The sequence below is a fragment of the Pseudomonas sp. LB1P83 genome (genome assembly GCF_054897885.1).
This window is the reverse complement of sequence record NZ_CM142709.1, coordinates 1523892-1545749: the sequence shown is the minus strand read 5'-3', so window position 1 is coordinate 1545749 and position 21858 is coordinate 1523892. Positions and strand designations below refer to the sequence as shown.

General features: G+C 59.2%; 21 protein-coding genes. 6 read left to right on the top strand and 15 right to left on the bottom strand.

Annotated elements, in window-relative coordinates; all coding sequences use genetic code 11:
* Positions 1–162: 162 nt before the first annotated feature.
* Both ACYZTY_RS07045 and ACYZTY_RS07040 read right to left on the bottom strand, forming a co-directional pair.
* Entirely contained in the window at positions 163–1236 is a 1074-nt protein-coding gene (locus ACYZTY_RS07045) for an AI-2E family transporter (protein WP_461957861.1), read from the bottom strand.
* Between the two features lie 38 nt (positions 1237–1274).
* Positions 1275–2336, bottom strand: a complete 1062-nt coding sequence (locus ACYZTY_RS07040) for a DUF2066 domain-containing protein (protein WP_461957860.1) — start codon at positions 2334–2336, stop codon at positions 1275–1277.
* 384 nt (positions 2337–2720) lie between these two features.
* Here ACYZTY_RS07040 and purM point away from each other — a divergent pair, with 384 nt between their 5' ends.
* Genes purM through ACYZTY_RS07025 form a run of 3 tightly spaced genes read left to right on the top strand, consistent with a single transcriptional unit; the run spans position 2721 to position 5151 of the window.
* A complete protein-coding gene (gene purM, locus ACYZTY_RS07035) occupies positions 2721–3779 on the top strand; it encodes a phosphoribosylformylglycinamidine cyclo-ligase (protein ID WP_438660776.1) in 1059 nt (352 codons plus the stop codon).
* Positions 3779–4429, top strand: a complete 651-nt coding sequence (gene purN, locus ACYZTY_RS07030) for a phosphoribosylglycinamide formyltransferase (protein ID WP_077749781.1) — start codon at positions 3779–3781, stop codon at positions 4427–4429. The genes purM and purN overlap by 1 nt, the downstream gene beginning before the upstream one ends.
* Before the next feature lie 8 nt (positions 4430–4437).
* Positions 4438–5151 carry a DUF3108 domain-containing protein gene (locus tag ACYZTY_RS07025; protein WP_461957859.1) on the top strand — a complete coding sequence of 238 codons (714 nt, stop codon included), beginning with the start codon at positions 4438–4440 and terminating at the stop codon, positions 5149–5151.
* A 63-nt stretch (positions 5152–5214) separates the two neighbouring features.
* On the opposite strand, the gene ACYZTY_RS07020 is transcribed toward ACYZTY_RS07025, so the two are convergent.
* Complete coding sequence (locus ACYZTY_RS07020; protein WP_461957858.1) at positions 5215–6393, bottom strand: trans-sulfuration enzyme family protein; 1179 nt, start codon at positions 6391–6393, stop codon at positions 5215–5217.
* Entirely contained in the window at positions 6390–7766 is a 1377-nt protein-coding gene (locus tag ACYZTY_RS07015; RefSeq protein WP_461957857.1) for a pyridoxal-phosphate dependent enzyme, read from the bottom strand. The genes ACYZTY_RS07020 and ACYZTY_RS07015 overlap by 4 nt, the downstream gene beginning before the upstream one ends.
* 248 nt (positions 7767–8014) lie before the next feature.
* On the opposite strand from ACYZTY_RS07015, the gene ACYZTY_RS07010 reads away from it, so the two are divergent.
* Positions 8015–8431 carry an OsmC family protein gene (locus tag ACYZTY_RS07010; RefSeq protein WP_461957856.1) on the top strand — a complete coding sequence of 139 codons (417 nt, stop codon included), beginning with the start codon at positions 8015–8017 and terminating at the stop codon, positions 8429–8431.
* A gap of 61 nt (positions 8432–8492) precedes the next feature.
* The gene (locus ACYZTY_RS07005) at positions 8493–9353 is read left to right on the top strand and encodes a pirin family protein (RefSeq protein WP_461957855.1); all 861 of its coding nucleotides are present in this window, start codon (positions 8493–8495) and stop codon (positions 9351–9353) included.
* 134 nt (positions 9354–9487) lie between these two features.
* Here ACYZTY_RS07005 and ACYZTY_RS07000 read toward each other — a convergent pair whose 3' ends face one another.
* From ACYZTY_RS07000 to ACYZTY_RS06985, 4 genes are all read right to left on the bottom strand, one after another.
* Positions 9488–10216: a dienelactone hydrolase family protein gene (locus tag ACYZTY_RS07000; RefSeq protein WP_461957854.1), complete on the bottom strand. Its 729-nt coding sequence runs from the start codon at positions 10214–10216 to the stop codon at positions 9488–9490.
* A 66-nt stretch (positions 10217–10282) separates the two neighbouring features.
* On the bottom strand, positions 10283–12187 hold the full coding sequence (gene htpG, locus ACYZTY_RS06995; protein WP_461957853.1) for a molecular chaperone HtpG: 1905 nt from the start codon (positions 12185–12187) through the stop codon (positions 10283–10285).
* A gap of 81 nt (positions 12188–12268) precedes the next feature.
* Entirely contained in the window at positions 12269–12721 is a 453-nt protein-coding gene (locus ACYZTY_RS06990; RefSeq protein WP_461957852.1) for a PaaI family thioesterase, read from the bottom strand.
* Entirely contained in the window at positions 12718–13194 is a 477-nt protein-coding gene (locus ACYZTY_RS06985) for a PaaI family thioesterase (RefSeq protein ID WP_461957851.1), read from the bottom strand. The genes ACYZTY_RS06990 and ACYZTY_RS06985 overlap by 4 nt, the downstream gene beginning before the upstream one ends.
* Before the next feature lie 157 nt (positions 13195–13351).
* Between ACYZTY_RS06985 and ACYZTY_RS06980 the strand changes: the two genes are divergently transcribed.
* On the top strand, positions 13352–13585 hold the full coding sequence (locus tag ACYZTY_RS06980; protein WP_461957850.1) for a hypothetical protein: 234 nt from the start codon (positions 13352–13354) through the stop codon (positions 13583–13585).
* A gap of 67 nt (positions 13586–13652) precedes the next feature.
* Here the strand turns inward: ACYZTY_RS06980 and ACYZTY_RS06975 are convergent, their stop codons facing one another.
* The 7 genes from ACYZTY_RS06975 to odhB form a co-directional block, all read right to left on the bottom strand.
* Complete coding sequence (locus tag ACYZTY_RS06975) at positions 13653–14054, bottom strand: MAPEG family protein (protein WP_461957849.1); 402 nt, start codon at positions 14052–14054, stop codon at positions 13653–13655.
* On the bottom strand, positions 14054–14791 hold the full coding sequence (locus ACYZTY_RS06970) for a DUF599 domain-containing protein (RefSeq protein WP_461957848.1): 738 nt from the start codon (positions 14789–14791) through the stop codon (positions 14054–14056). Before ACYZTY_RS06970 ends, ACYZTY_RS06975 begins: the two co-directional genes overlap by 1 nt.
* Before the next feature lie 278 nt (positions 14792–15069).
* Positions 15070–16383 (bottom strand): branched-chain amino acid transport system II carrier protein, encoded by a 1314-nt coding sequence (gene brnQ, locus ACYZTY_RS06965; RefSeq protein WP_438660788.1) that lies wholly within the window; start codon positions 16381–16383, stop codon positions 15070–15072.
* A gap of 427 nt (positions 16384–16810) precedes the next feature.
* Positions 16811–17692 carry a succinate--CoA ligase subunit alpha gene (sucD, locus tag ACYZTY_RS06960; RefSeq protein WP_003210566.1) on the bottom strand — a complete coding sequence of 294 codons (882 nt, stop codon included), beginning with the start codon at positions 17690–17692 and terminating at the stop codon, positions 16811–16813.
* Complete coding sequence (gene sucC / locus ACYZTY_RS06955) at positions 17692–18858, bottom strand: ADP-forming succinate--CoA ligase subunit beta (protein WP_008148602.1); 1167 nt, start codon at positions 18856–18858, stop codon at positions 17692–17694. Before sucC ends, sucD begins: the two co-directional genes overlap by 1 nt.
* A 196-nt stretch (positions 18859–19054) precedes the next feature.
* The gene (gene lpdA / locus ACYZTY_RS06950) at positions 19055–20491 is read right to left on the bottom strand and encodes a dihydrolipoyl dehydrogenase (RefSeq protein ID WP_095130080.1); all 1437 of its coding nucleotides are present in this window, start codon (positions 20489–20491) and stop codon (positions 19055–19057) included.
* Positions 20492–20597: 106 nt separating this feature from the next.
* Positions 20598–21818: a 2-oxoglutarate dehydrogenase complex dihydrolipoyllysine-residue succinyltransferase gene (gene odhB / locus ACYZTY_RS06945; protein ID WP_033056077.1), complete on the bottom strand. Its 1221-nt coding sequence runs from the start codon at positions 21816–21818 to the stop codon at positions 20598–20600.
* Between the last annotated feature and the right edge of the window lie 40 nt (positions 21819–21858).

Sequence of the window (21858 nt, the reverse complement as noted above, 5' to 3'; positions counted from 1 at the left end):
AGGCGGGTCGCACAATGCGACAGACCACAAGCAAAATCAAAGGTTTGCGTTGACGCCCTGATTTTATGACAGTTTCTTTGGCGGCGCATGTGACAGTAGCGCGGGGGAAACGGGCCAACCCGGCATGAAACCAGGCCGCCCGCCGTGAGGCTTCAACGCCCCTTATAGCTCAGGTTCGTCGACACCACTGTAGATATCCGAATCTTTATACAAATCATGCACATGGCGCACCAGCACCATGATCACCGCCGCCACCGGCAACGCCAGCAATATGCCGGTAAAGCCGAACAGCTCGCCGCCGGCCAGAATGGCGAAGATCACCGCCACCGGGTGCAGACCGATACGATCGCCCACCAGCAAGGGCGTCAGCACCATGCCTTCCAGCGCCTGGCCAACCATGAACACCGCAACGATGCCGACCATGGGATACAGATCGCCACCAAACTGGAACAGGCCGGCAACCAACGCCGCGCCGATCCCGATCACAAAGCCCATGTACGGCACGATCGCCGCCAAACCGGCAATCATGCCGATCAGCAACCCTAACTCCAGCCCTATCAACATCAGGCCCGCCGAGTAGATCACCCCCAGCGCCACCATCACCAGCAACTGCCCGCGCACGAATGCACCCAGCACTTCATGGCATTCACCGGCCAGGGTTACGACGCGCTCTTCGTTTTCACGGGGCAGCAGGCTGCGGACCTTGGCCATCATCACGTCCCAGTCCCGCAACAGGTAGAAACTCACCACCGGGATCAGCACCAGGTTCGCCAGCCAGCCAATCAACGCCAGCCCGGAAGCCGTCGCCTGACTCAGCACCACGCCGACAATGTCGGTGGTCTGGCCCATGTGCTCGCTGATGGCCGCCTTGAGCTTGTCGAACTTCCAGAAATTATCCGACAGTCCAAATTTCGATTGCGCCCACGGCAGTGCGGTGTGCTGCAGCCAGTCGAGCATCTGCGGCGCCAGCTCATACAAACGGAACAGCTGCTTGGCGAGCATCGGCACCAACACCAGCAGCAATGTCGTGAAGATCAAGGTAAACAACGCGAACACCGCCACTACGCCCCAGGTGCGTGACAGGCCGGCCCTTTCCAGCCGATCCACCAGCGGGTCGAACAGATAGGCCAGCAGCAACGCGACCAGAAAAGGCGTCAGGATCGGATGCAACAACCAGACAAACACGCAGAGCAGAACCACTCCACCCAACCAGAACCAACGCCGCGTATCGGCCATGTACCACTCCATATGCTTCTATATAAAGAAAGAAAACCTTACCAACGGAATCGCAACTGCGGCACCCGTGCCGGCGTTGGCGCCACCACAGGCGCCGAACCCTCGGCCACTGGTTGCACAGGCGCTACCGGAGCTGGCGCCTCACCGGCCGGCACCTCTTGCAACTTCGCCAGGGACAGCTGAGAGCGTAACTGCTCGGCGCTGCCATTGACCCGATAGAGAATGCGCTCACCGTCGACACTTTGCAGGCGCGCACCAAAAGGCTCCAGCAAGCGCCCAAGGGCGGCGTAGCGTTCCAGGTTCATGCCCTGCACTTCCAGCAATTGTTCGCCCGAAGCCCCCGGCTTGACGACAAATCGCGGCGCCAGACGCTCACTGACTGCCAGCATCACCGCATCGGCCACAGCGGCCTGGTCCGCGCCCTGCACGCTGCCTGCCTCTTTCTTGTCGCCGAGCCAAAAATTCCACTTGGCCTGCCACTGCCCGCCCTCTTCCCGGGCATGCACCGCGAGCAAGCCGTCAGCGTTGTAACGGTCCGATGCACCGCGCAGTGGCGCTGCATCCGTGCCTTCAAGATTCGGCGCCGTGGCGACCAGTTGCTCACTCAGGTCGGCCAACGGCAGACGCAACGGCAGACCACGGTGTTGTGCCGCACGACGCAACGGCACGGCGCTGGCTTGGCCATCTCCCACCAGACTCGAACCCTCGGCGGAGTCGTTCAACCACCAACTCAGGATCGACGGCCGATTCGCCCCCCATAAAGACAACCCGGCGCGGCGCAAGGCCTGCTCGGTGGTGGCCGGGTCGAAATCGACTTTCAGCACTTCCGGCGGGCCAGCGTCGAAACCGTATTGGCTGATGATCTGTTGCGGGTCTTTGCGCAGCGCCGCCAACCCCGGACTTTGCGAAGCCTTGGGATCACCGGTCAGACGCAACACCAGCGTATCAAGCGCGCGCTGTGTCGCCTGATCGCGTTCCTCGGCCGACTGACTGCTGACAGGCTCGCGCACTTGATACAGGCCTTTGACGGTTTCGGCCTGACTGGCCAGACTGACCACGGACAAACAGCCTGCAAACAAAAATCTGGAAAAAAAACGCATGGAAGATTCCTGACGACAAGAGCGGCTGGAACAGACCGCATGAAGATGATCGAGCAAGGCTGTGACCACGTCCCTGCGCAAAACATTCACCACGATCTGACTAAGTTTTCGCACTGTCATAACGATAGACGGTTAATCGCGATACCTTATACAGCCATCGAGGAGGCGACCAACACAGGCAATAACGGTTTTTTTCGGCCGATATGCCCCTGCCGTCGGCGTGAGGATGGCCGCTGCCCCTCAAGCCTGATAAAATCGCGCGCCTTCGCAGACCGGCAACAGCCGGGCAGTGTCGGAATAGCGCGCAAGGCTCTCGCCTACGCCGTTTCGGCGGCCCCACTGGACTCGGTCGTTACCCCTGAATCCCCCCTAAAGGCCTGGATCATGAGCAAGCAACCCTCCCTGAGCTACAAGGACGCCGGTGTAGACATCGACGCCGGTGAAGCATTGGTCGAACGCATCAAGAGCGTCGCCAAGCGCACTGCGCGCCCGGAAGTCATGGGCGGCCTGGGCGGTTTCGGCGCCCTCTGCGAAATCCCGGCCGGCTACAAGCAGCCTGTACTGGTTTCCGGCACCGACGGCGTGGGCACCAAGCTGCGCCTGGCACTGAACCTGAACAAGCACGACAGCATCGGCATCGACCTGGTAGCCATGTGCGTGAACGACCTGGTGGTCTGCGGCGCCGAGCCGCTGTTCTTCCTCGACTACTACGCCACCGGCAAGCTCAACGTCGAAACCGCGACCCAGGTCGTGACCGGCATCGGCGCTGGCTGTGAATTGTCCGGCTGCTCCCTGGTCGGCGGCGAAACCGCTGAAATGCCTGGCATGTACGAAGGTGAAGACTACGACCTGGCCGGCTTCTGCGTCGGCGTCGTGGAAAAATCCGAAATCATCGACGGTTCGAAAGTCGCAGCCGGCGATGCCCTGCTCGCCCTGCCGTCTTCCGGCCCGCACTCCAACGGCTACTCGCTGATCCGCAAGATCATCGAAGTGTCCGGTGCCGACATCGAAAACATCCAGCTCGACGGCAAACCGCTGACCGACCTGCTGATGGCCCCGACCCGTATCTACGTGAAGCCGTTGCTCAAGCTGATCAAGGACACCGGCGCCGTCAAAGCCATGGCCCACATCACCGGTGGCGGCCTGCTGGACAACATCCCGCGCGTTCTGCCAAAAGGCGCCCAAGCGGTGGTTGACGTTGCGAGCTGGACCCGTCCTGCCGTGTTCGACTGGCTGCAAGAGAAAGGCAACGTCGACGAAAACGAAATGCACCGCGTGCTGAACTGCGGCGTCGGCATGGTTATCTGCGTGGCTCAAGAGCACGTCGAGACTGCGCTGAACGTCCTGCGTGAAGCCGGCGAGCAGCCTTGGGTCATCGGTCAGATCGCCATCGCGGCCGAAGGCGCGGCTCAGGTTGAACTGAAGAACCTCAAGGCTCATTGATGTCCCAGACCTGTGATGTGGTGGTGCTGTTGTCCGGCACCGGCAGTAACTTGCAGGCCTTGATCGACAGCACGCGGACCGGCGACAGCCCGGTCCGCATCGCCGCGGTGATTTCCAACCGCGCCGACGCTTACGGCCTGCAACGCGCCAGGGACGCGGGTATCGACACCCGCTCCCTGGATCACAAGGCTTTCGAAGGCCGCGAAGCCTTCGATGCCGCGCTGATCGAACTGATCGACGCTTTCAACCCCAAACTCGTGGTACTGGCCGGTTTCATGCGCATTCTCAGCGCTGACTTCGTGCGCCACTACGCGGGTCGCCTGCTCAACATCCATCCCTCGCTGCTGCCCAAATACAAAGGGTTACACACTCATCAGCGCGCGTTGGAGGCCGGCGATACGGAACACGGCTGCTCCGTGCACTTCGTCACCGAGGAACTCGATGGCGGACCACTGGTCGTACAGGCAGTAATACCGGTAGAGTTGCACGATTCGCCGCAGAGTCTGGCGCAGCGGGTCCACGTTCAGGAACACCTGATTTACCCGATGGCCGTACGCTGGTTTGCCGAAGGTCGTTTATCGCTCGGTGAACAAGGTGCTTTACTGGATGGAAAGTTACTCGCGGCCAGCGGCCACTTGATTCGAAACTAGGAGATTTTATGCGTCGCGCCCTGCTCTTCGCTTGCGCTCTGCTTGCACTGCCATTTGCGCAGGCTGCAGAACTTCAACCTTTCTCCGCCAGCTACACCGCCGACTGGAAACAGCTGCCCATGAGCGGCACGGCTGAACGCAGCCTGACCAAGGAAGCCAACGGCGTCTGGAAGCTCAGCTTCAAGGCATCGATGATGATCGCCAGCCTGACTGAAGAAAGCACCCTGACCGTAGACAAGGACACCTTGCTGCCACAGTCCTACCACTTCGAACGCGGTGGTCTGGGCAAAGCCAAGAAAGCGGACCTGGACTTCGACTGGACCAACAAAATGGTCACCGGCACCGATCGCGGTGATGCGGTAAAGATCCCGCTCAACCGCGGCATGGTCGACAAATCCACCTATCAGCTAGCGCTGCAGCACGATGTGGCTGCCGGCAAGAAAAGCATGAGCTATCAGGTGGTCGATGATGGCGAAGTCGATACCTATGACTTCCGCGTGCTGGGTTCGGAAAAAGTCGACACCAAGGCCGGTCAGATCGATGCGATCAAGGTCGAGCGCGTGCGCGACCCGACACAAAGCAAGCGCATCACCGTGCTGTGGTTCGCCAAGGACTGGGATTACCTGCTGGTCCGCCTGCAACAGGTCGAAACCGACGGCAAGGAGTACAACATCATGCTCCTCGACGGCAAGGTCAACGGCAAGGCTGTCAAAGGCAGCTGATCCGGCTCGACACGAAAATCCGGAATCCGCCAAGGATTCCGGATTTTTTTTGCCTGTTGAACGTTAAATCCGCGACAGCGCCTGGGCCAGGTCGGCGCGCAGGTCTTCGACATCCTCAACCCCCACCGACAAGCGCACCAGCGCATCGCCGATCCCGAGTTGCGCGCGGGTGTCGGCGGGGATGGTGGCGTGGGTCATGATCGCCGGGTGCTCGATCAGGCTTTCCACCCCGCCCAGGCTCTCGGCCAAGGCGAATATCTGCACACTTTCGAGGAAGCGTCTGGCGCCGGCCAGATCGCTATTCAGATCGAGGGAAATCATCCCGCCGAATCCACGCATCTGCTGCCGGGCCAATTCGTGCTGCGGGTGCGACGGCAGGCCCGGGTAGTAGACGCGCGCCACCTGCGGCTGACGTTCCAGCCATTGCGCCAGTTCCAGCGCATTGCTGCAGTGGCGTTCCATGCGCAGTGCCAGGGTCTTCACACCGCGCAGGGTGAGGAACGCGTCAAACGGCCCGGCGATAGCGCCCACCGCGTTCTGCAAAAAGCCCAGGCGTTCGGCCAGTTCGGCGTTCTGCCCGACCACCGCGATGCCGCCGATCACGTCGGAGTGACCGTTCAGGTACTTGGTCGTCGAGTGCACCACGATATCGAAACCCAGCTCCAGCGGGCGCTGTATCCACGGGCTGGCGAAGGTGTTGTCGGCCACGCAAAGGATGCCTCGCTCGCGGCAGATACGTGCAATGGCGGCCAGATCAGAGAGGCGCAGCAAAGGATTGCTCGGCGTCTCGACGCAGACCATCCGCGTGTCGTCCTGCAACGCCGCTTCGAAGGCCGACAGGTCGGTCAGGTCGACGTAGGTGAAGCGATGCCCGGCGCTGCGTTGACGCACCTTGTCGAACAGTCGAAACGTGCCGCCGTACAGGTCGTTGCCGGAGACGATGTGCGCGTTGGCGTCGAGCAGTTCCAGTATGGTGGAAATCGCCGCCAGCCCGGAGGCAAAGGCAAACGCCCGGGTCCCGCCCTCAAGGTCGGCCACGCAACGTTCCAGCGCAAAACGCGTCGGGTTGTGCGAGCGCCCATAGTCGAAGCCCTTGTGTACGCCGGGGCTCTGCTGCAAATAAGTGGAGTTGGCATAAATCGGCGGCATCAGCGCCCCGGTGGAAGGATCGGGAGTCTGTCCGGCATGGATCACACGGGTGCCGAAGGCGCGTGGCGAGCCGGATTCATCGTGCTGACTCATGTAAGGGATCTCCGTAAGTGATTGAGCATGTCGACTCGCGTAATCAAGCCGTGGAAACCCGAGGCGTCGGCGATGATCGCCACCAGCCCACGATCGAGCTCCGCCTGCAGTTCGGCCAGACTGGCGCCAGCCGGCAGGGTTTGCAACTTGTCAGTCATGGCGCTGGCCACGGGCTTGCGCAAGTGCGAAGCGTCTTCGTGCACGCCCAGCAGAATATCGGACTCGTCGATCACGCCGACCAGCCGCTTTCCGTCTGCCAGCACCGGCAGTTGTGAGACATCCGCCAGGCGCATGCGCTGGAAGGCGGTGAGCAGCGTGTCGTCCGGGCCGACGCTGATCACTCGGCCATCTTCGAAGCGACGCGCAATCAGGTCACGCAGATCGCCGTAGCGTTTGTATTGCAGCAGGCCCTGATCGTTCATCCATTGGTCGTTGTAGACCTTCGACAGGTAGCGGGTGCCGGTGTCGCAGACGAAGCTGACCACCCGTTTCGGCTCGGTTTGCTCGCGACAGTAGCGCAGGGCCGCCGCCAGTAATGTGCCGGTCGACGAACCGCCGAGAATGCCTTCGGCGCGCAGCAACTGGCGGGCATGATCGAAGCTTTCCTCGTCGCTGATCGAATAGGCGTGGCGCACGCTGGAAAGGTCGGCAATCGACGGAATGAAGTCTTCACCGATGCCTTCCACCGCCCATGAACCGGCCTTGCCGAGGATGCCGCTGCGGCTGTACTCGGCCATCACCGAGCCGACCGGGTCGGCCAATACCATTTCCAGATTCGGCTGCACGCGCTGGAAGAAACGGGTCAGCCCGGTCAGCGTGCCGGCCGAACCGACACCGACGACGATGGCGTCCAGATCGTGCTGTGTCTGCGCCCAGATCTCCGGCGCGGTGCTGCACTCGTGGGCCAGCGGGTTGGCCGGGTTGTTGAACTGATCGGCGAAGAACGCGTCGGGAATCTCCTGCGCCAGCCGCGCTGCGACGTCCTGATAATAATCGGGATGGCCCTTGCCGACGTCGGAGCGGGTGATGTGCACCTCGGCGCCCATCGCCTTCAAGTGCAAGACCTTCTCGGTGGACATTTTGTCCGGGACCACCAGCACCACTCGATAGCCTTTGGCACGGCCGACCAGGGCCAGGCCCAGGCCAGTGTTGCCAGCGGTGGCCTCGACGATGGTGCCGCCGGGTTGCAGACGGCCATCGCGTTCGGCGGCGTCAATCATCGCCAGACCGATGCGGTCCTTGATCGAACCGCCAGGGTTCTGTGATTCGAGTTTGAGAAAAAGTGTGCACGGGCCGGTATCAAAGCGGCTGACGCGCACCAGCGGCGTATTGCCGATCAGTTCAAGCACGGCAGGGCGGGAGTCGTTTGGCATGTCGTTACCTCGCTGCGAGAATCCGCACTTGATGGACAGCAACTCGCGCTGAGTCATCGCGCTAGTCGCCAGTAATGCCTCGCAAGGAACATAGGCAGGGATTGCGCCATCCGCAACCGTGCGCAGCCAATCGGTCGCCTGGCCGCCTGATCGTGTCGCGCAAGAAAGTGGAACGCGCACCCGTAGGAATGCTCTATAACTTCGAAGTCTTTTTTGATCGAATGATTTTTTAGCCTGGGAGGCTCCCCATGACCGTTACCGTCAATACCGTTTCCGCCGAAGGTTTTCGCCACAGCGTCCAGATCGATGACCATGAACTCTTTGCCGATGTGCCGACCACGTCTGGCGGTGAAGGTACGGCCCCTGAGCCACACGACTACTTCGACGCCGCCCTGGGTGCCTGCAAGGCCCTGACGCTGAAGATGTACGCGAAGAAGAAAGACATCCCGCTGACCGGCGTCACGGTTGAAGTCAAACGTGACAACAGCCAAGAGCAGAAAGGCAAATATGCCCTGCACGTCAAACTGACCCTCAAGGGTGTGCTCACCGACGCTCAGCGCGACGAGCTGCACCGCGTGGCCGACCGTTGCCCGGTCCACAAGCTGATGACCAGCACTGAAGTGAGCATCGAAACCCATCTGTCCGAAGGTGCCTTCAGCCAATAGCGGCAAGGGCTGCGCAAGCGGGTTATGCTCCACGCGTCACCCGCTCAGCCTGGAATGCACCATGAACACTCCGCTCGTGATCCGCCCTCGCGCCGAAGATGTCGAAGGCCAGCCGATTTTGCGCCCGCTGCCGTCAGCCAAATGCCGTAGCGTCGGGCCTTTCGTGTTTTTCGACCACATGCTCGAAACCCGTTATCCGGCGGGTAAAGGCATGAACATTCGTCAGCATCCGCACATTGGCCTGTCCACCCTCACCTATTTGTTTGAAGGAAAAATCCAGCACAAGGACAGTCTCGGCTCCGACCAGGTGGTGGACGCCGGCGACGTCAGCTGGATGACGGCGGGCAGTGCAATCGCCCATGTCGAGCGCACACCTGAGGCGTTGAAGGACACCGGTTTCACGATGCACGGTTTGCAGGTTTGGCTTGCATCGCCCAAGGAGCATGAACAGGGGCCCGGCCACTACAGCCATCACCCGGCGGCGACGTTGCCGGTCAGCGATAACCTTGGCGTGAAGATCCGGATGATTGCCGGGTCAGGCTTTTGCCTCGAATCGCCGGTGCCGGTGCTTTCTGCGACGTTGTATGCAGAATTGAACCTGCAAACGGCGACCACCTTGCTGATTCCGACCGAGCATGAAGAGCGGGCGTTGTATGTGCTCAGTGGCGAAGCGCAGCTGGATGGCGAGCTACTGGAACCACATGCGCTGGTGGTGTTGCCGGCCGGAGAGGAAATGACATTGTTCGCCGAGAGCGACTGTCATGCGGTGCTGTTTGGTGGGGCACCGCTGGATGGGCCGCGGCGAATCAACTGGAATTTTGTGGCGAGCGATCCGGCGGCGATCGATGAAGCGCGGCGGCGCTGGGCGGCCGGGGAATGGCCGACGGTGCCCGGGGAAGTTGAGCGGATCGAACTGCCCTAGGATTTTCGACATCAGTTATACCGCCATCGCGAGCAGGCTCACTCCTACAGGGGGAATGCGTTCCAATGTGGGAGTGAGCCTGCTCGCGATGAGGCCGGCACTAACAGCAAAAGTGTCAGAACCAAAAACAGCTATCAGCCTTTAAAAACTTCATCCAGCAGATTGTGCATCGCGGTAAATGCCCGCCCCGCCGTCTTCGCGTCATACATCATCTTCCCCGGCACATTGGCATGCGGATCAGTAAACGAATGCACCGCGCCACCGTAGCTCAGCAGTTGCCAATCCACGCCCGCCGCATTCATTTCCTCTTCAAACGCCGGCAATTGCTCTTTCGGCACCAACGGGTCGGATGCACCGTGCAGCACCAGCACCGAGCCCTTGATGTTTTTTGCATCATTGGCGTTCGGCGTATCCAGCGTGCCGTGGAACGAAACGGCCGCTTTTACCGCCGCGCCCGTGCGGGCCAGTTCGAGCGCGCAGCAACCACCGAAGCAGAAACCGAACGTCGCCAGCTTCGAAGTATCAACCGCCGCCTCGCCCTGCCCTTGCAACTGCTCGAACGCCGCCTGCATGCGCTTGCGCAGCAACGCGCGGTCGTTCTTCAGCGGCATCATGGCTGCACCCGCCTCGTCGCCGTTCTGCGGTCGCACCGACTGGCCGTACAGGTCCGCGATCAGCACCACATAACCCTTGGCCGCCACCGACTTGGCGATCTCCTCGGCACCGGCGCTGACACCCATCCAGTTCGGCGCCATCAACAGACCGGGGCGCGGGCCTTTATGGTCGGCATCGAACGCCAGACGGCTTTCATACGACTGGCCATCAATCTGATAAGCGACAGAACGAACAGTGATTTGGCTCATGACTAACTCCCAGTAAAAGGCACCAGAATGAAAAAACCCGCCGAAGCGGGTTTTTGTACAACTCGGTTAAACCGACAGTTCAACCAGCAGCTTGTTGAGGCGGCGCACATACGCGGCCGGGTCCTTCAAGCTGTCGCCGGCCGCCAGGGCCGCCTGATCGAAGAGGATGTGCGACAGGTCGCCGAAGCGCTCGTCGCTCTGCTCGTTGTCGAGTTTCTCGATCAGCGGGTGAGCCGGGTTGAATTCGAAGATCGGCTTCGACTCCGGAACCTTTTGACCGCTGGCTTCGAGGATCTGACGCATCTGCATGCCCAGGTCCTGCTCGCCGATGGCCAGAATCGCCGGGGAATCGGTCAGGCGGTGGGAAACCCGTACTTCGGCGACGGAATCGCCCAGTGCAGTTTTCAGACGCTCAACCAGGCCTTCTTTGGACTTGGCGACTTCTTCCGCGGCTTTCTTGTCCTCTTCCGAGTCCAGGTTGCCGAGGTCCAGGTCACCACGTGCCACGTCGACAAAGCTCTTGCCGTCGAAGTCGCTGAGGTAGCTCATCAGCCACTCGTCGATGCGGTCGGTCAGCAGCAGCACTTCGATGCCTTTCTTGCGGAAGACTTCCAGGTGCGGGCTGTTTTTGACTTGCGCGTAGGTTTCGCCGGTCAGGTAGTAAATCTTGTCCTGACCTTCCTTGGCGCGAGCCAGGTACTCGGTCAGACCTACCACTTGCTCGCCTTCATCACCGGTGGTCGACGCGAAACGCAGCAGGCCAGCGATTTTCTCTTTGTTGGCGAAGTCTTCTGCCGGGCCTTCTTTCATGACCTGACCGAAGTTTTTCCAGAAGCCTTTGTATTGCTCAGGCTCGTTCTTCGCCAGTTTTTCCAGCATGTCCAGAACGCGCTTGGTCAGCGCCGACTTCATGGAATCGATGATCGGGTCTTTTTGCAGGATTTCCCGCGACACGTTCAGCGACAGGTCGTTGGAATCGACCACGCCTTTGATGAAGCGCAGGTACAGCGGCAGGAACGACTCGGCCTGGTCCATGACGAATACGCGCTGTACGTACAGCTTCAGGCCTTTCGGCGCTTCACGCTGGTACAGGTCGAACGGAGCACGGGTCGGCACGTACAGCAGCGAGCTGTATTCGAGCTTGCCTTCGACCTTGTTGTGGCTCCAGCTCAGCGGATTTTCGAAATCGTGAGCGATGTGTTTGTAGAACTCCTGGTATTCCTCGTCCTTGATCTCGGTGCGAGGACGGGTCCACAGGGCGCTGGCGCGGTTGACGGTTTCCCATTCGGCAGCAGGCTTCTCTTCGCCTTCGACAGCGGCCACTTCTTTCGGCAACTCGATCGGCAAAGCGATGTGGTCGGAGTACTTCTTGATGATGTTGCGCAGACGCCAGCCGTCGGCGAATTCGTCTTCACCGGACTTCAGGTGCAGGACGATACGGGTGCCGCGCTCGGCTTTCTCAACGGTGGCAACTTCAAAATCGCCTTCGCCCTTGGACGACCAGTGCACGCCTTCGCTGGCGGCAGCACCGGCACGACGGCTGAACACGTCAACTTTATCGGCGACGATGAACGCCGAGTAGAAACCGACACCAAACTGACCGATCAGGTGCGAGTCTTTCTTCTGATCGCCAGACAGGTGCTTCATGAAGTCGGCAGTGCCGGATTTGGCGATCGTACCCAGGTGGGTGATCGCGTCTTCACGGCTCATGCCGATGCCGTTGTCTTCGAGGGTGACGGTTTTGGCGTCCTTGTCGAAGCTCACACGGATTTTCAGTTCGGCGCCACCTTCCAGCAGTTCAGGCTTGGACAGGGCTTCGAAACGTAATTTGTCGACAGCGTCAGAGGCGTTCGAGATCAATTCGCGAAGGAAAATTTCCTTGTTGGAATACAGCGAATGGATCATGAGGTGCAGCAGTTGCTTCACCTCGGTCTGGAAGCCCAGGGTTTCCTTTTGAGTTTCCACACTCATGGTCATCAAACTCCAATCAGATGGCAGTGGCCGTGACCTTCAGGGTCGACGGCGGGTTGTCATCAAAGTTGGGGGCTGAGTTCAGGATTTCAAGGGCTCTTCAATTTTGAAATGGGCGCGGGCCGTGGCAATCGGTTCGGCTTCGGTGGTTTGCCAGGCCGTAATCGCTACGTTGGCGACGCGTCGGCCCTGACGGCAGACCTGACATTTGGCCCAGGTATCGCGAAACTGCCCGGTTCGCAGGTAATCGAGAGAAAAGTCGATGATCTTCGGCACACCGGGCGAACCGGTGAAAATCAGCAGGTGCAGCGCTGCGGACAGCTCCATGAAACCGGCAATCACCCCACCATGGATGGCGGGCAGTAAAGGGTTACCAATGTTGTCCTTGTTGGCCGGCAAGCGAAACAGCAACTCATCCCCGACACGCGAACACTCGACTCCGATCAGTTTGGCGTAGGGAAGCAGGTGCAGCAGCGAAGCGTAGTCCCCTTGCTCATGGGCCTGCTGAAGTTGCTCCTTGAACGTGTCAGTCATTTCGCACCTCCGGCGATTGCACCGCCAAACCCCTTGGTGCCTTTGATGGCTTTGCCCATGCGCATGAACGTGCCAACGACATGTGCGATGGGCTGTTCGGGATCGTCCTGGTAGGCAAATCCCCGAGCGAAGATCACGTCGGTGGTCACCCGGTAGCATTGGGCGAAACCGTAGACATCCTTATGAGGTTCGGCGGCGTGCATGTAGTCGATACGCAAATCGAGGGTCGGACAGACTTCAAATTCGGGCAGGACGCAGAGAGTCGACATGCCGCACGCGGTGTCCATCAGGGTCGTCAGCGCCCCGCCATGGATCACTCCGGTTTGCGGGTTACCGACAATTTGCGGGCTGTATGGCAGGATGACCGTCAGTCCGTCGCTGCTGGCGCTGTGAACGCGCAAACCCAGTACCTGACAATGCCTGAGTGCTGAAAGAAATCGCGTCGCGCGCTCAAAAACGGGGTTTTCGGCCATGTGATAAACACTCTTCTTAGTATTCGGAGATCGTATTCAGCGTATTCGTAAAAGTTCCCGTGGGAATAATCTTATATATCTGAACGAATTGAGGAACTTAACCCTGATGGCTGTGCTCGAAAGGCCAGTAGATATTTTCCATAAGGAGATACACCCCATGCGTAAGACTTTAGCTATTGCCTTGATGTTGACCGCTTCCCTCGGTCTCGCTGCCTGCGATAAAAAATCCGAGGACAAAGCTCAAGATGCTAACCAACATGCTGAGCAAGCACAAAAAGAAATGAACAAAGCTCAGGAAAATGTGAACGACGCTGCGAAAGAAAACGCCAAAGCTGCCGAAGCTAAGGCTGAATCGGAAGCAGCGGCAGCAAAAGAAGCACCTAAAAACTAAAACAGTTTTTAGCGTGATAAAGAAAACCCGCCAAGTGCGGGTTTTCTTTTGCCTGTGATTTGCCCCGTTAGAGCAATATGGTTCTAAAAGTCGGACTAATCATCAGCAGCAAGGAACACACTAGTCCGATGAACCACACCAGACTCCGCTGCCAGGCAAGATCAGCCCAATAGCACAATAAATAAACGATTCGGGTAATCACAAAGATGATTGCCAGCGAATCGATCAGCCACCCCGCCGTTTGAGTGGTGTGTGCCATCAGCACCCCCACCGCAAACAATATGAACGCCTCGAAGCAGTTTTGATGCGCCGCGACCGCACGGGCGCCAAAGCCTGTGAGTTGCGCTTGTTGCTGACGCGGCAGGTGGTTGTTGTAACCGCCCTGCTCTTTCATGGCCCTGGCCACGGGCATGCGGGCCACGTAAATCAGCAATGCGCTGATAAACACGCACCAGAACGGAATACTCATCAAGCGGCCTCTTTGTTGGCTTCGGGCAATGGCGCCTCTGTAGGGGTATAGACCATCACATCGAGAACGTCGGAATGGAACTCCCGGCGATACAACACCAGCACCACGCCCGCACTCATCAACATGAACAGCCACGGGCTGACGAACCAGGCCAGCATGGTCATGCCGAAGTAGTAAGAGCGCAGGCCAAAGTTGAATTGGTTGGCAGCCATGGAGATCACCCGGGCCGCTCGGGCCGCGAAGGCTTTGCGCTCTTGTTCGGAAACGTGGCGCTCACCAATCATCGGTGCCGAGCCAATCAGAATCGCGGCGAAGTTGTACTGGCGCATGCACCAACTGAACGTAAAGAACGCATAGACAAACACCAGCGCCAGGCACAGCAACTTGATCTCCGACATGCCCTGGGACGCCTGCTGCACCATCGGAATATCCGCCAGCAACGACACGGCCCGTTCAGACGCGCCGAGTACCGTAAGAATACCGGCCAGGATAATCAGGGTGCTGGAAGCGAAGAACGAGGCATTACGCTCCAGGTTGCCGACCACGCTGGCGTCTGCGATGCGGTTGTCGCGCAGCAACATGCGACGCATCCAGTCTTCACGGTACAGGTGCAGCACACTGGCCAGGCACGCGGTGTCGCGGCCCTTCCACGAGGCATACCGGGTGTAACCGCCCCAGCAAATGACAAACCAGACGGCGGCGAGGATGTGGATGATGTTGGCGTGGATGAACGACATGCAGGTCCTTGTGATGTAGAGACTGAACACCGAAACCTTTGTGGGAGCGAGCCGGCTCCGGGCGGCGTTCCGACGATGACGGATTTACATTCAACTCGGATGTTGACTGATCTACCGCTATCGCGAGCAGGCTCGCTCCCACAGGGGATTTGCAGTGCTTCGACGTTTGCTGACAAAAAAAGACACTGCATCACGCGCATAAAAAATGCCCCGTATCGATTGATACGGGGCATTTCTGTAGAGGCTCAAGACCCGCTTGTGACGGGTCGTGAAGCCGCTTAAGCCAGCGCTTCTTCGCGCTTGCCCAGCAGACGGTCGCAAACCACCGCGACCACCAAGGTCATGACCGACGGCACCAACCACGCCAGGCCCTGCTCGCTCAGTGGCAGGTGGGACAGCTGAGTCGGCATCCAGTCCGCCAGACCCGCGCCCTTGAGCGCATCGATCAGGCCGAAAATGAACGAAACCAGCATTACCGGGCCAACGATGCGGCCCTGTTCATGCCAGAAATCCTTGCAGAAGCTCAGCGCTACCAGGGCGATGCACGGCGGGTAAATCGCTGTCAGCACCGGGATCGAGAACGCAATCAGCTTGGTGAGGCCCAGGTTGGACACAAACAGCGAGAACACCGCCAGGATGATGACCAATGTCTTGTAGGACAGTGGCAGCACGCGACTGAAGTACTCGGCACAAGCGCAGGTCAGGCCGACCGCCGTCACCAGACAGGCCAGGGAGATCAGCACCGCCAGGAAACCGCTGCCCAACGAACCGAAGGTGTGTTGAACATAGGCGTGCAACACCGCAGCACCGTTGGTTGCACCGGCCGCTACTTCATGGCTGCCTGAGCCGAGACGGAAAAGGCTGACGTAAACCAGCGCCAGGCCCACGCCGGCAATCAGACCGGCAATGATCGCGTACCGGGTGATCAGCACCGGCGACTCGACGCCACGGGAACGGATCGCGTTGACGATGACGATGCCGAACACCAGCGCGCCGAGGGTATCCATGGTCAGGTAACCATTGATGAAACCCTGGGAGAACGGTGCCGCCACGTATTCCGGGGTGGCCACGCCAATGTCGCCGGCAGGCAACGCGAACGCGGCGATGCCGAGTGCGGCCAGGGCGATGATCTTCAGGGGGGCGAGGAAACGTCCTACGGTATCCAGCAAACGGCCCGGATAGAGCGAAATGAAGAACACCAGCAGGAAGTACACCGAGCTGTAGAGAAACAGCGCGAGCGGACTTTCGCCGGTCAACGGCGCCAGGCCCACTTCGAACGACACGGTCGCGGTGCGCGGCGTGGCGAACAGCGGCCCGACGGCGAGGTAGCACGCCGCGGCCAGCAGGCCACCGGCGATTTTGCCGATCGGGCTGCTCAGCGCATCCATTGCTCCACCGACTTTCGCCAGGGCCACCACAGTGATCACTGGCAGACCGACCGCGGTGATCAGAAAGCCCAGCGCCGCCATCCAGACATTCGGCCCGGACTGCAAACCGACGATAGGCGGGAAGATGATGTTACCGGCCCCGACGAACAGGGCAAACGTCATAAAACCAAGTGCCAGGATGTCCTGACCTTTCAAAACTTTCATTAAGGAAATACCACACTACTGAATCGGAATTTAGAGAGGGATTTCCCTTGTGGGTGAGGGAAATGCTGTCGGTCCGTATAGGACTGACCCTTTAGCGCGTCGCTTCCTTGTGGGCCGCGTTTCGCAAAATGGCTGCTAGCCTAACGAATTTGCCCGACAAACGCACTGTTAAGGGGCGATCTATCCGATACGCGACATTTCTGTGTCGCGTTTTTGCATGTTAATGGTTATCGCCTGTAAGTCAGTCTTCGCGGGCAAGCCTCGCTCCTACGGGTTTACGGCGTATGGGTAAGGAGCGCTTGACACAAAGTCTGTAGGAGCGAGGCTTGCCCGCGAAGAGGCCCGCACGGCAAAAGCAAACACCAGAAACGACAAAGGCCACCCGAAGGTGGCCTTTGTTTGGTGAAGCGTCAGCTAAGCGCGAAGCTTATTTGACAGCCCAACCGGTCAGCTCGGACAAAGCCTTGCCGATGTCTGCCAGCGAACGCACGGTTTTCACGCCTGCGTCTTCCAGGGCAGCAAACTTCTCGTCTGCAGTGCCTTTGCCGCCGGAGATGATTGCGCCAGCATGGCCCATGCGCTTGCCTGCAGGGGCAGTCACACCAGCGATGTAGGAAACAACCGGCTTGGTCACGTGTGCCTTGATGTAGGCAGCCGCTTCTTCTTCAGCCGAACCGCCGATCTCGCCGATCATGACGATCGCTTCGGTCTTCGGGTCTTCCTGGAACAGCTTCAGGATGTCGATGAAGTTCGAACCCGGGATCGGGTCACCGCCGATGCCGACGCAAGTCGACTGACCGAAACCGGCGTCAGTAGTCTGCTTCACAGCTTCGTAGGTCAGGGTGCCGGAACGGGAAACGATACCGACCTTGCCTGGCAAGTGAATGTGACCTGGCATGATGCCGATCTTGCATTCGCCTGGAGTGATCACGCCTGGGCAGTTAGGGCCGATCAGGACTACGCCCAGCTCGTCGCACTTAACTTTAGCGTCCAGCATGTCCAGGGTAGGAATGCCTTCGGTGATGCAGACGATCAGCTTGATGCCGCCGAAAGCTGCTTCCAGGATCGAATCTTTGCAGAAAGGAGCTGGAACGTAGATCACGCTGGCGGTGGCGCCAGTGGCAGCTACAGCGTCTTTCACGGTGTTGAACACTGGCAGACCCAGGTGCTCGGTGCCGCCTTTGCCAGGAGTAACGCCACCCACCATCTTGGTGCCGTATTCGATGGCTTGCTGGGTGTGGAAACTACCTTGCGAACCGGTAATACCCTGGCAGATAACTTTGGTGTCTTTATTGATCAGGACGCTCATTATTTGCCCTCCGCAGCTTTAACGACTTGTTGAGCAGCGTCGGTCAGGCTGGTAGCAGCGATGATGTTCAAACCGCTTTCTGCCAGTACTTTAGCGCCCAGCTCAGCGTTGTTGCCTTCAAGGCGAACAACAACCGGGATTTTCACGCCGACTTCTTTCACTGCACCGATGATGCCTTCGGCAATCATGTCGCAACGAACGATGCCGCCGAAGATGTTGACCAGTACTGCAGCGACGTTAGTGTCGGACAGGATGATCTTGAACGCTTCGGTAACGCGTTCTTTGGTAGCACCGCCGCCCACGTCGAGGAAGTTGGCTGGTTTGCCGCCATGCAGGTTGACGATGTCCATGGTACCCATGGCCAGGCCAGCACCGTTGACCATGCAACCGATGTTGCCTTCCAGCGCTACGTAGTTCAGTTCGAACTTGGCAGCGTGCGCTTCGCGCGGATCGTCTTGCGACGGATCGTGGAAAGTCTTCAGCTTAGGCTGACGGTACATGGCGTTGGCGTCGATGTTGATCTTGGCATCGAGGCAATGCAGATCGCCGTCAGCCTTGATCACCAGCGGGTTCACTTCCAGCAGAGCCAGGTCGTGATCCTTGAACAGTTTGGCCAGACCTACGAAGATCTTGGCGAACTGAGCAACTTGCTTGCCTTCCAGACCCAGCTGGAATGCCAGCTCGCGACCCTGGAATGGCTGAGCGCCAACCAGTGGATCGATAGTGGCTTTCAGAATTTTTTCTGGAGTGTCGTGAGCGATTTTCTCGATGTCCACGCCACCTTCGGTGGAAGCCATGAACACGATGCGACGGCTCGAACGGTCAACGACAGCGCCCAGGTACAGCTCTTTAGCGATATCAGTGCACGATTCAACCAGGATCTTGGTGACTGGCTGACCATTGGCATCAGTCTGGTAAGTCACCAGACGCTTGCCCAACCACTGTTGAGCGAATGCTTTGGCGTCTTCTTTGCTGCGAACCAGCTTGACGCCGCCCGCTTTACCGCGACCACCTGCGTGAACCTGGGCTTTGACAACCCATTCGGTCCCGCCGATTTTGTCGCACGCTTCTGCTGCTGCTTCCGGGGTGTCTACGGCGAAACCCTGGGATACTGGCAGGCCGTATTCAGCGAAGAGCTGCTTACCCTGATACTCGTGAAGATTCATGCTTATTACCGTCTTCGTTAGGTACTGCGCATTCGGTGCTGCACTTGTTCAAGTGCCGCACCACCTGTGACTGCTGCTCGCGTAGCCTTTCCGGTCTACCGGTGCAACTACGCGAGACTGCGTCCAGCGGATATTCCGCGGTGAGTCTTGCATGCAAGGCTCACGACGGGCCATTCCGCCGTGGTTTCTTATTGTCTTAACGCTTCTTGCGGTTGGCGATGTGAATGGCGCCGCCATTCACTGCCAGAGCTGCTTCGTGCAAGGCTTCGGACAGGGTCGGATGGGAGAAAACCATCATGCCCAAGTCTTCCGCGCTGGTGCCGAATTCCATACCGATTGCGCCCTGCTGAACCAGTTCTGCAGCGCTCGGGCCAATCACGTGGACGCCCAATACGCGGTCAGTCTTGGCATCGGCAATGACTTTCACGAAACCGCCGGTGTCGTTGGCTGCCATGGCACGGCCACTGGCTGCGAACGGGAAGGTGCCAACGTTAACTTCAACGCCCTCAGCCTTCAAGACCTGCTCGGTTTTGCCGACCCACGCGATTTCCGGGTGAGTATAAATAACAGACGGGATCAGGTCATAGTTGATTTGGGCTTTGTGGCCCTTGATGCGCTCAACCACCATGATGCCTTCTTCGGACGCCTTGTGCGCCAGCATCATGCCGCGAACCACGTCACCGATCGCGTAAACGCCCGGTACGCTGGTGGCGCACTGGTCGTCAACGAATACGAAACCGCGCTCGTCGATGTTCACACCGCTGTCGGCAGCCAACAGTTCGGTGGTCACTGGACGGCGACCAACGGCAACGATCAGCTTGTCGAACGTGATGTTCTGTTCGCCATTGGCATCGGTGTAGTTCACGACAACTTCGTTGCCGTTCACTTTGGAACCGGTGACGCGAGCGCCCAGCTTGATGTCCAGACCTTGTTTGGTCAGGGTCTTGTAGGCTTCTTTGGAAACCGCGTCGTCAGCCGCTGGCAGGAACTTCTCCAGAGCTTCCAGGACAACCACCTCCGAACCCAGACGCGACCAGACCGAACCCAGTTCCAGACCGATCACGCCAGCGCCGATCACGCCCAGACGCTTAGGTACCGATTGGAATTCCAGTGCGCCGGTCGAATCGACGATCACGTTCTGGTCAACCGGAGCCGGTGGAATGTCGATCGGACGCGAGCCCGACGCCAGAATCACGTTCTCGGCTTCGATGATTTCAACGGTGCCGTCTGGCTTGGTCAGTTCAACTTTCTTGCCGGCCAGCAGTTTGCCGTGGCCTTGCAGGGAAGTGACGCCGTTTGCCTTGAACAGGGTGGCAACGCCAGAGGTCAGGCCTTTGACGATGTTGGCTTTACGGCCAACCATTGCTGCCACGTCCATGGTCACGCCAGCGTGATTGATACCGTGGATCGCGAAGCCTTCTTTGGCTTCCTTGTATTTCCAGGAGCTGTCCAGCAGCGCCTTGGATGGAATGCAGCCGACGTTCAGGCAAGTACCGCCGAGGGCCAGTTTGCCTTCCTTGTCGGTGTATTTCTCGATGCAGGCAGTGGAGAGGCCCAGTTGCGCTGCTTTAATGGCAGCCACGTAACCGCCAGGGCCCGCGCCAATCACTACCACGTCGAATTTCTGAGTCATAAAAAAGATTCCCTTTTAGCAGCAAGCTTCAAGCCGCGAGCTGCAAGTTGAAGCCCATGCGCAGGCTTGCGCTTGGGGCTTGAAACTTGCAGCTTGCAGCTGCTTTTTAGATATCCAGCAGCAAACGAGCCGGGTCTTCCAGCAGGTTCTTGATGGTAACCAGGAAGGTCACAGCTTCTTTGCCATCGATCAGACGGTGATCGTAGGACAGCGCCAGGTACATCATCGGACGGATTACGACCTGACCGTTGATCGCCATAGGACGCTGCAGAATGTTGTGCATGCCCAGGATGGCCGCTTGCGGCGGGTTGACGATCGGCGTCGACATCATCGAACCGAAGGTACCACCGTTGGTGATGGTGAACGTACCGCCGGTCATCTCGTCCATCGACAGTTTGCCGTCGCGAGCCTTCTTGCCGAAGGTGGCGATGCCGCCTTCGATTTCAGCCAGGCTCATCAGTTCGGCGTTACGCAGAACCGGAACAACCAGGCCGCGGTCGCTGGAAACAGCGACACCAACGTCGGCGTAGCCGTGGTAAACGATGTCGGCACCGTCGATCGACGCGTTGACAGCCGGGAAGCGTTTCAGCGCTTCGGTGGCCGCTTTCACGAAGAACGACATGAAGCCCAGGCGTACGCCGTTGTGGGACTTCTCGAACAGGTCCTTGTACTTCGAACGCAGGGCCATGACTTCGGTCATGTCGACTTCGTTGAAAGTAGTCAGCATCGCCATGTTCGACTGGGCTTCTACCAGGCGCTTGGCCACGGTAGCGCGAACGCGGGTCATCGGAACGCGCTTCTCGATGCGGTCGCCAGCGGCGAACACAGGAGCAGCGGCAGCCGGAGCAGCAGCCTTGGCAGGCGCGGCAGCCGGAGCGGCTTTCTTGGCAGCAACGGCTGCAACCACGTCTTCCTTGGTCACACGACCGCCTTTGCCGGTGCCGGCAACGGAAGCGATGTTGATACCGTTTTCTTCAGCCAGCTTGCGAGCAGCCGGTGCAGCAACAGGATCGTCTTCGCCTTCAGCGGCTGGAGCAGCCGCTTGCGCAGCCGCCGGAGCAGCGGCAGCAGCTGGAGCGGCAGCAGCGCCGCCCGCTTCGATGGAGCCCAGGACTTCGTCGGACAGAACGGTGTCGCCTTCGTTCTTGACGATAGCGCCCAGCACGCCGTCAGCAGTAGCCAACACTTCCAGCACAACCTTGTCGGTTTCGATGTCGACGATCAGGTCATCACGCTTTACAGCGTCGCCCGGTTGTTTGTGCCAGGTGGCAACGGTGCCATCGGCAACCGATTCCGGGAAAGTGGGGGCTTTGATTTCGATAGCCATTATCTGTGAGTCCTTAAATTCGGTTTCAGGTGCGCGAAGG

Excerpts from the sequence above, each read along its gene's own strand:
- ACYZTY_RS06990 (WP_461957852.1), bottom strand. The coding sequence starts at position 12,721 with ATGACTGACACGTTCAAGGAGCAACTTCAGCAGGCCCATGAGCAAGGG.
- ACYZTY_RS07040 (WP_461957860.1), bottom strand. The coding sequence starts at position 2,336 with ATGCGTTTTTTTTCCAGATTTTTGTTTGCAGGCTGTTTGTCCGTGGTC.
- ACYZTY_RS07015 (WP_461957857.1), bottom strand. The coding sequence starts at position 7,766 with ATGCCAAACGACTCCCGCCCTGCCGTGCTTGAACTGATCGGCAATACG.
- ACYZTY_RS06975 (WP_461957849.1), bottom strand. The coding sequence starts at position 14,054 with ATGAGTATTCCGTTCTGGTGCGTGTTTATCAGCGCATTGCTGATTTAC.
- ACYZTY_RS06970 (WP_461957848.1), bottom strand. The coding sequence starts at position 14,791 with ATGTCGTTCATCCACGCCAACATCATCCACATCCTCGCCGCCGTCTGG.
- ACYZTY_RS07005 (WP_461957855.1), top strand. The coding sequence starts at position 8,493 with ATGAACACTCCGCTCGTGATCCGCCCTCGCGCCGAAGATGTCGAAGGC.
- ACYZTY_RS06985 (WP_461957851.1), bottom strand. The coding sequence starts at position 13,194 with ATGGCCGAAAACCCCGTTTTTGAGCGCGCGACGCGATTTCTTTCAGCA.
- sucC (WP_008148602.1), bottom strand. The coding sequence starts at position 18,858 with ATGAATCTTCACGAGTATCAGGGTAAGCAGCTCTTCGCTGAATACGGC.
- brnQ (WP_438660788.1), bottom strand. The coding sequence starts at position 16,383 with ATGAAAGTTTTGAAAGGTCAGGACATCCTGGCACTTGGTTTTATGACG.
- purN (WP_077749781.1), top strand. The coding sequence starts at position 3,779 with ATGTCCCAGACCTGTGATGTGGTGGTGCTGTTGTCCGGCACCGGCAGT.
- ACYZTY_RS07020 (WP_461957858.1), bottom strand. The coding sequence starts at position 6,393 with ATGAGTCAGCACGATGAATCCGGCTCGCCACGCGCCTTCGGCACCCGT.
- ACYZTY_RS07045 (WP_461957861.1), bottom strand. The coding sequence starts at position 1,236 with ATGGCCGATACGCGGCGTTGGTTCTGGTTGGGTGGAGTGGTTCTGCTC.
- sucD (WP_003210566.1), bottom strand. The coding sequence starts at position 17,692 with ATGAGCGTCCTGATCAATAAAGACACCAAAGTTATCTGCCAGGGTATT.
- lpdA (WP_095130080.1), bottom strand. The coding sequence starts at position 20,491 with ATGACTCAGAAATTCGACGTGGTAGTGATTGGCGCGGGCCCTGGCGGT.
- htpG (WP_461957853.1), bottom strand. The coding sequence starts at position 12,187 with ATGAGTGTGGAAACTCAAAAGGAAACCCTGGGCTTCCAGACCGAGGTG.
- purM (WP_438660776.1), top strand. The coding sequence starts at position 2,721 with ATGAGCAAGCAACCCTCCCTGAGCTACAAGGACGCCGGTGTAGACATC.
- ACYZTY_RS07010 (WP_461957856.1), top strand. The coding sequence starts at position 8,015 with ATGACCGTTACCGTCAATACCGTTTCCGCCGAAGGTTTTCGCCACAGC.
- odhB (WP_033056077.1), bottom strand. The coding sequence starts at position 21,818 with ATGGCTATCGAAATCAAAGCCCCCACTTTCCCGGAATCGGTTGCCGAT.
- ACYZTY_RS06980 (WP_461957850.1), top strand. The coding sequence starts at position 13,352 with ATGCGTAAGACTTTAGCTATTGCCTTGATGTTGACCGCTTCCCTCGGT.
- ACYZTY_RS07025 (WP_461957859.1), top strand. The coding sequence starts at position 4,438 with ATGCGTCGCGCCCTGCTCTTCGCTTGCGCTCTGCTTGCACTGCCATTT.
- ACYZTY_RS07000 (WP_461957854.1), bottom strand. The coding sequence starts at position 10,216 with ATGAGCCAAATCACTGTTCGTTCTGTCGCTTATCAGATTGATGGCCAG.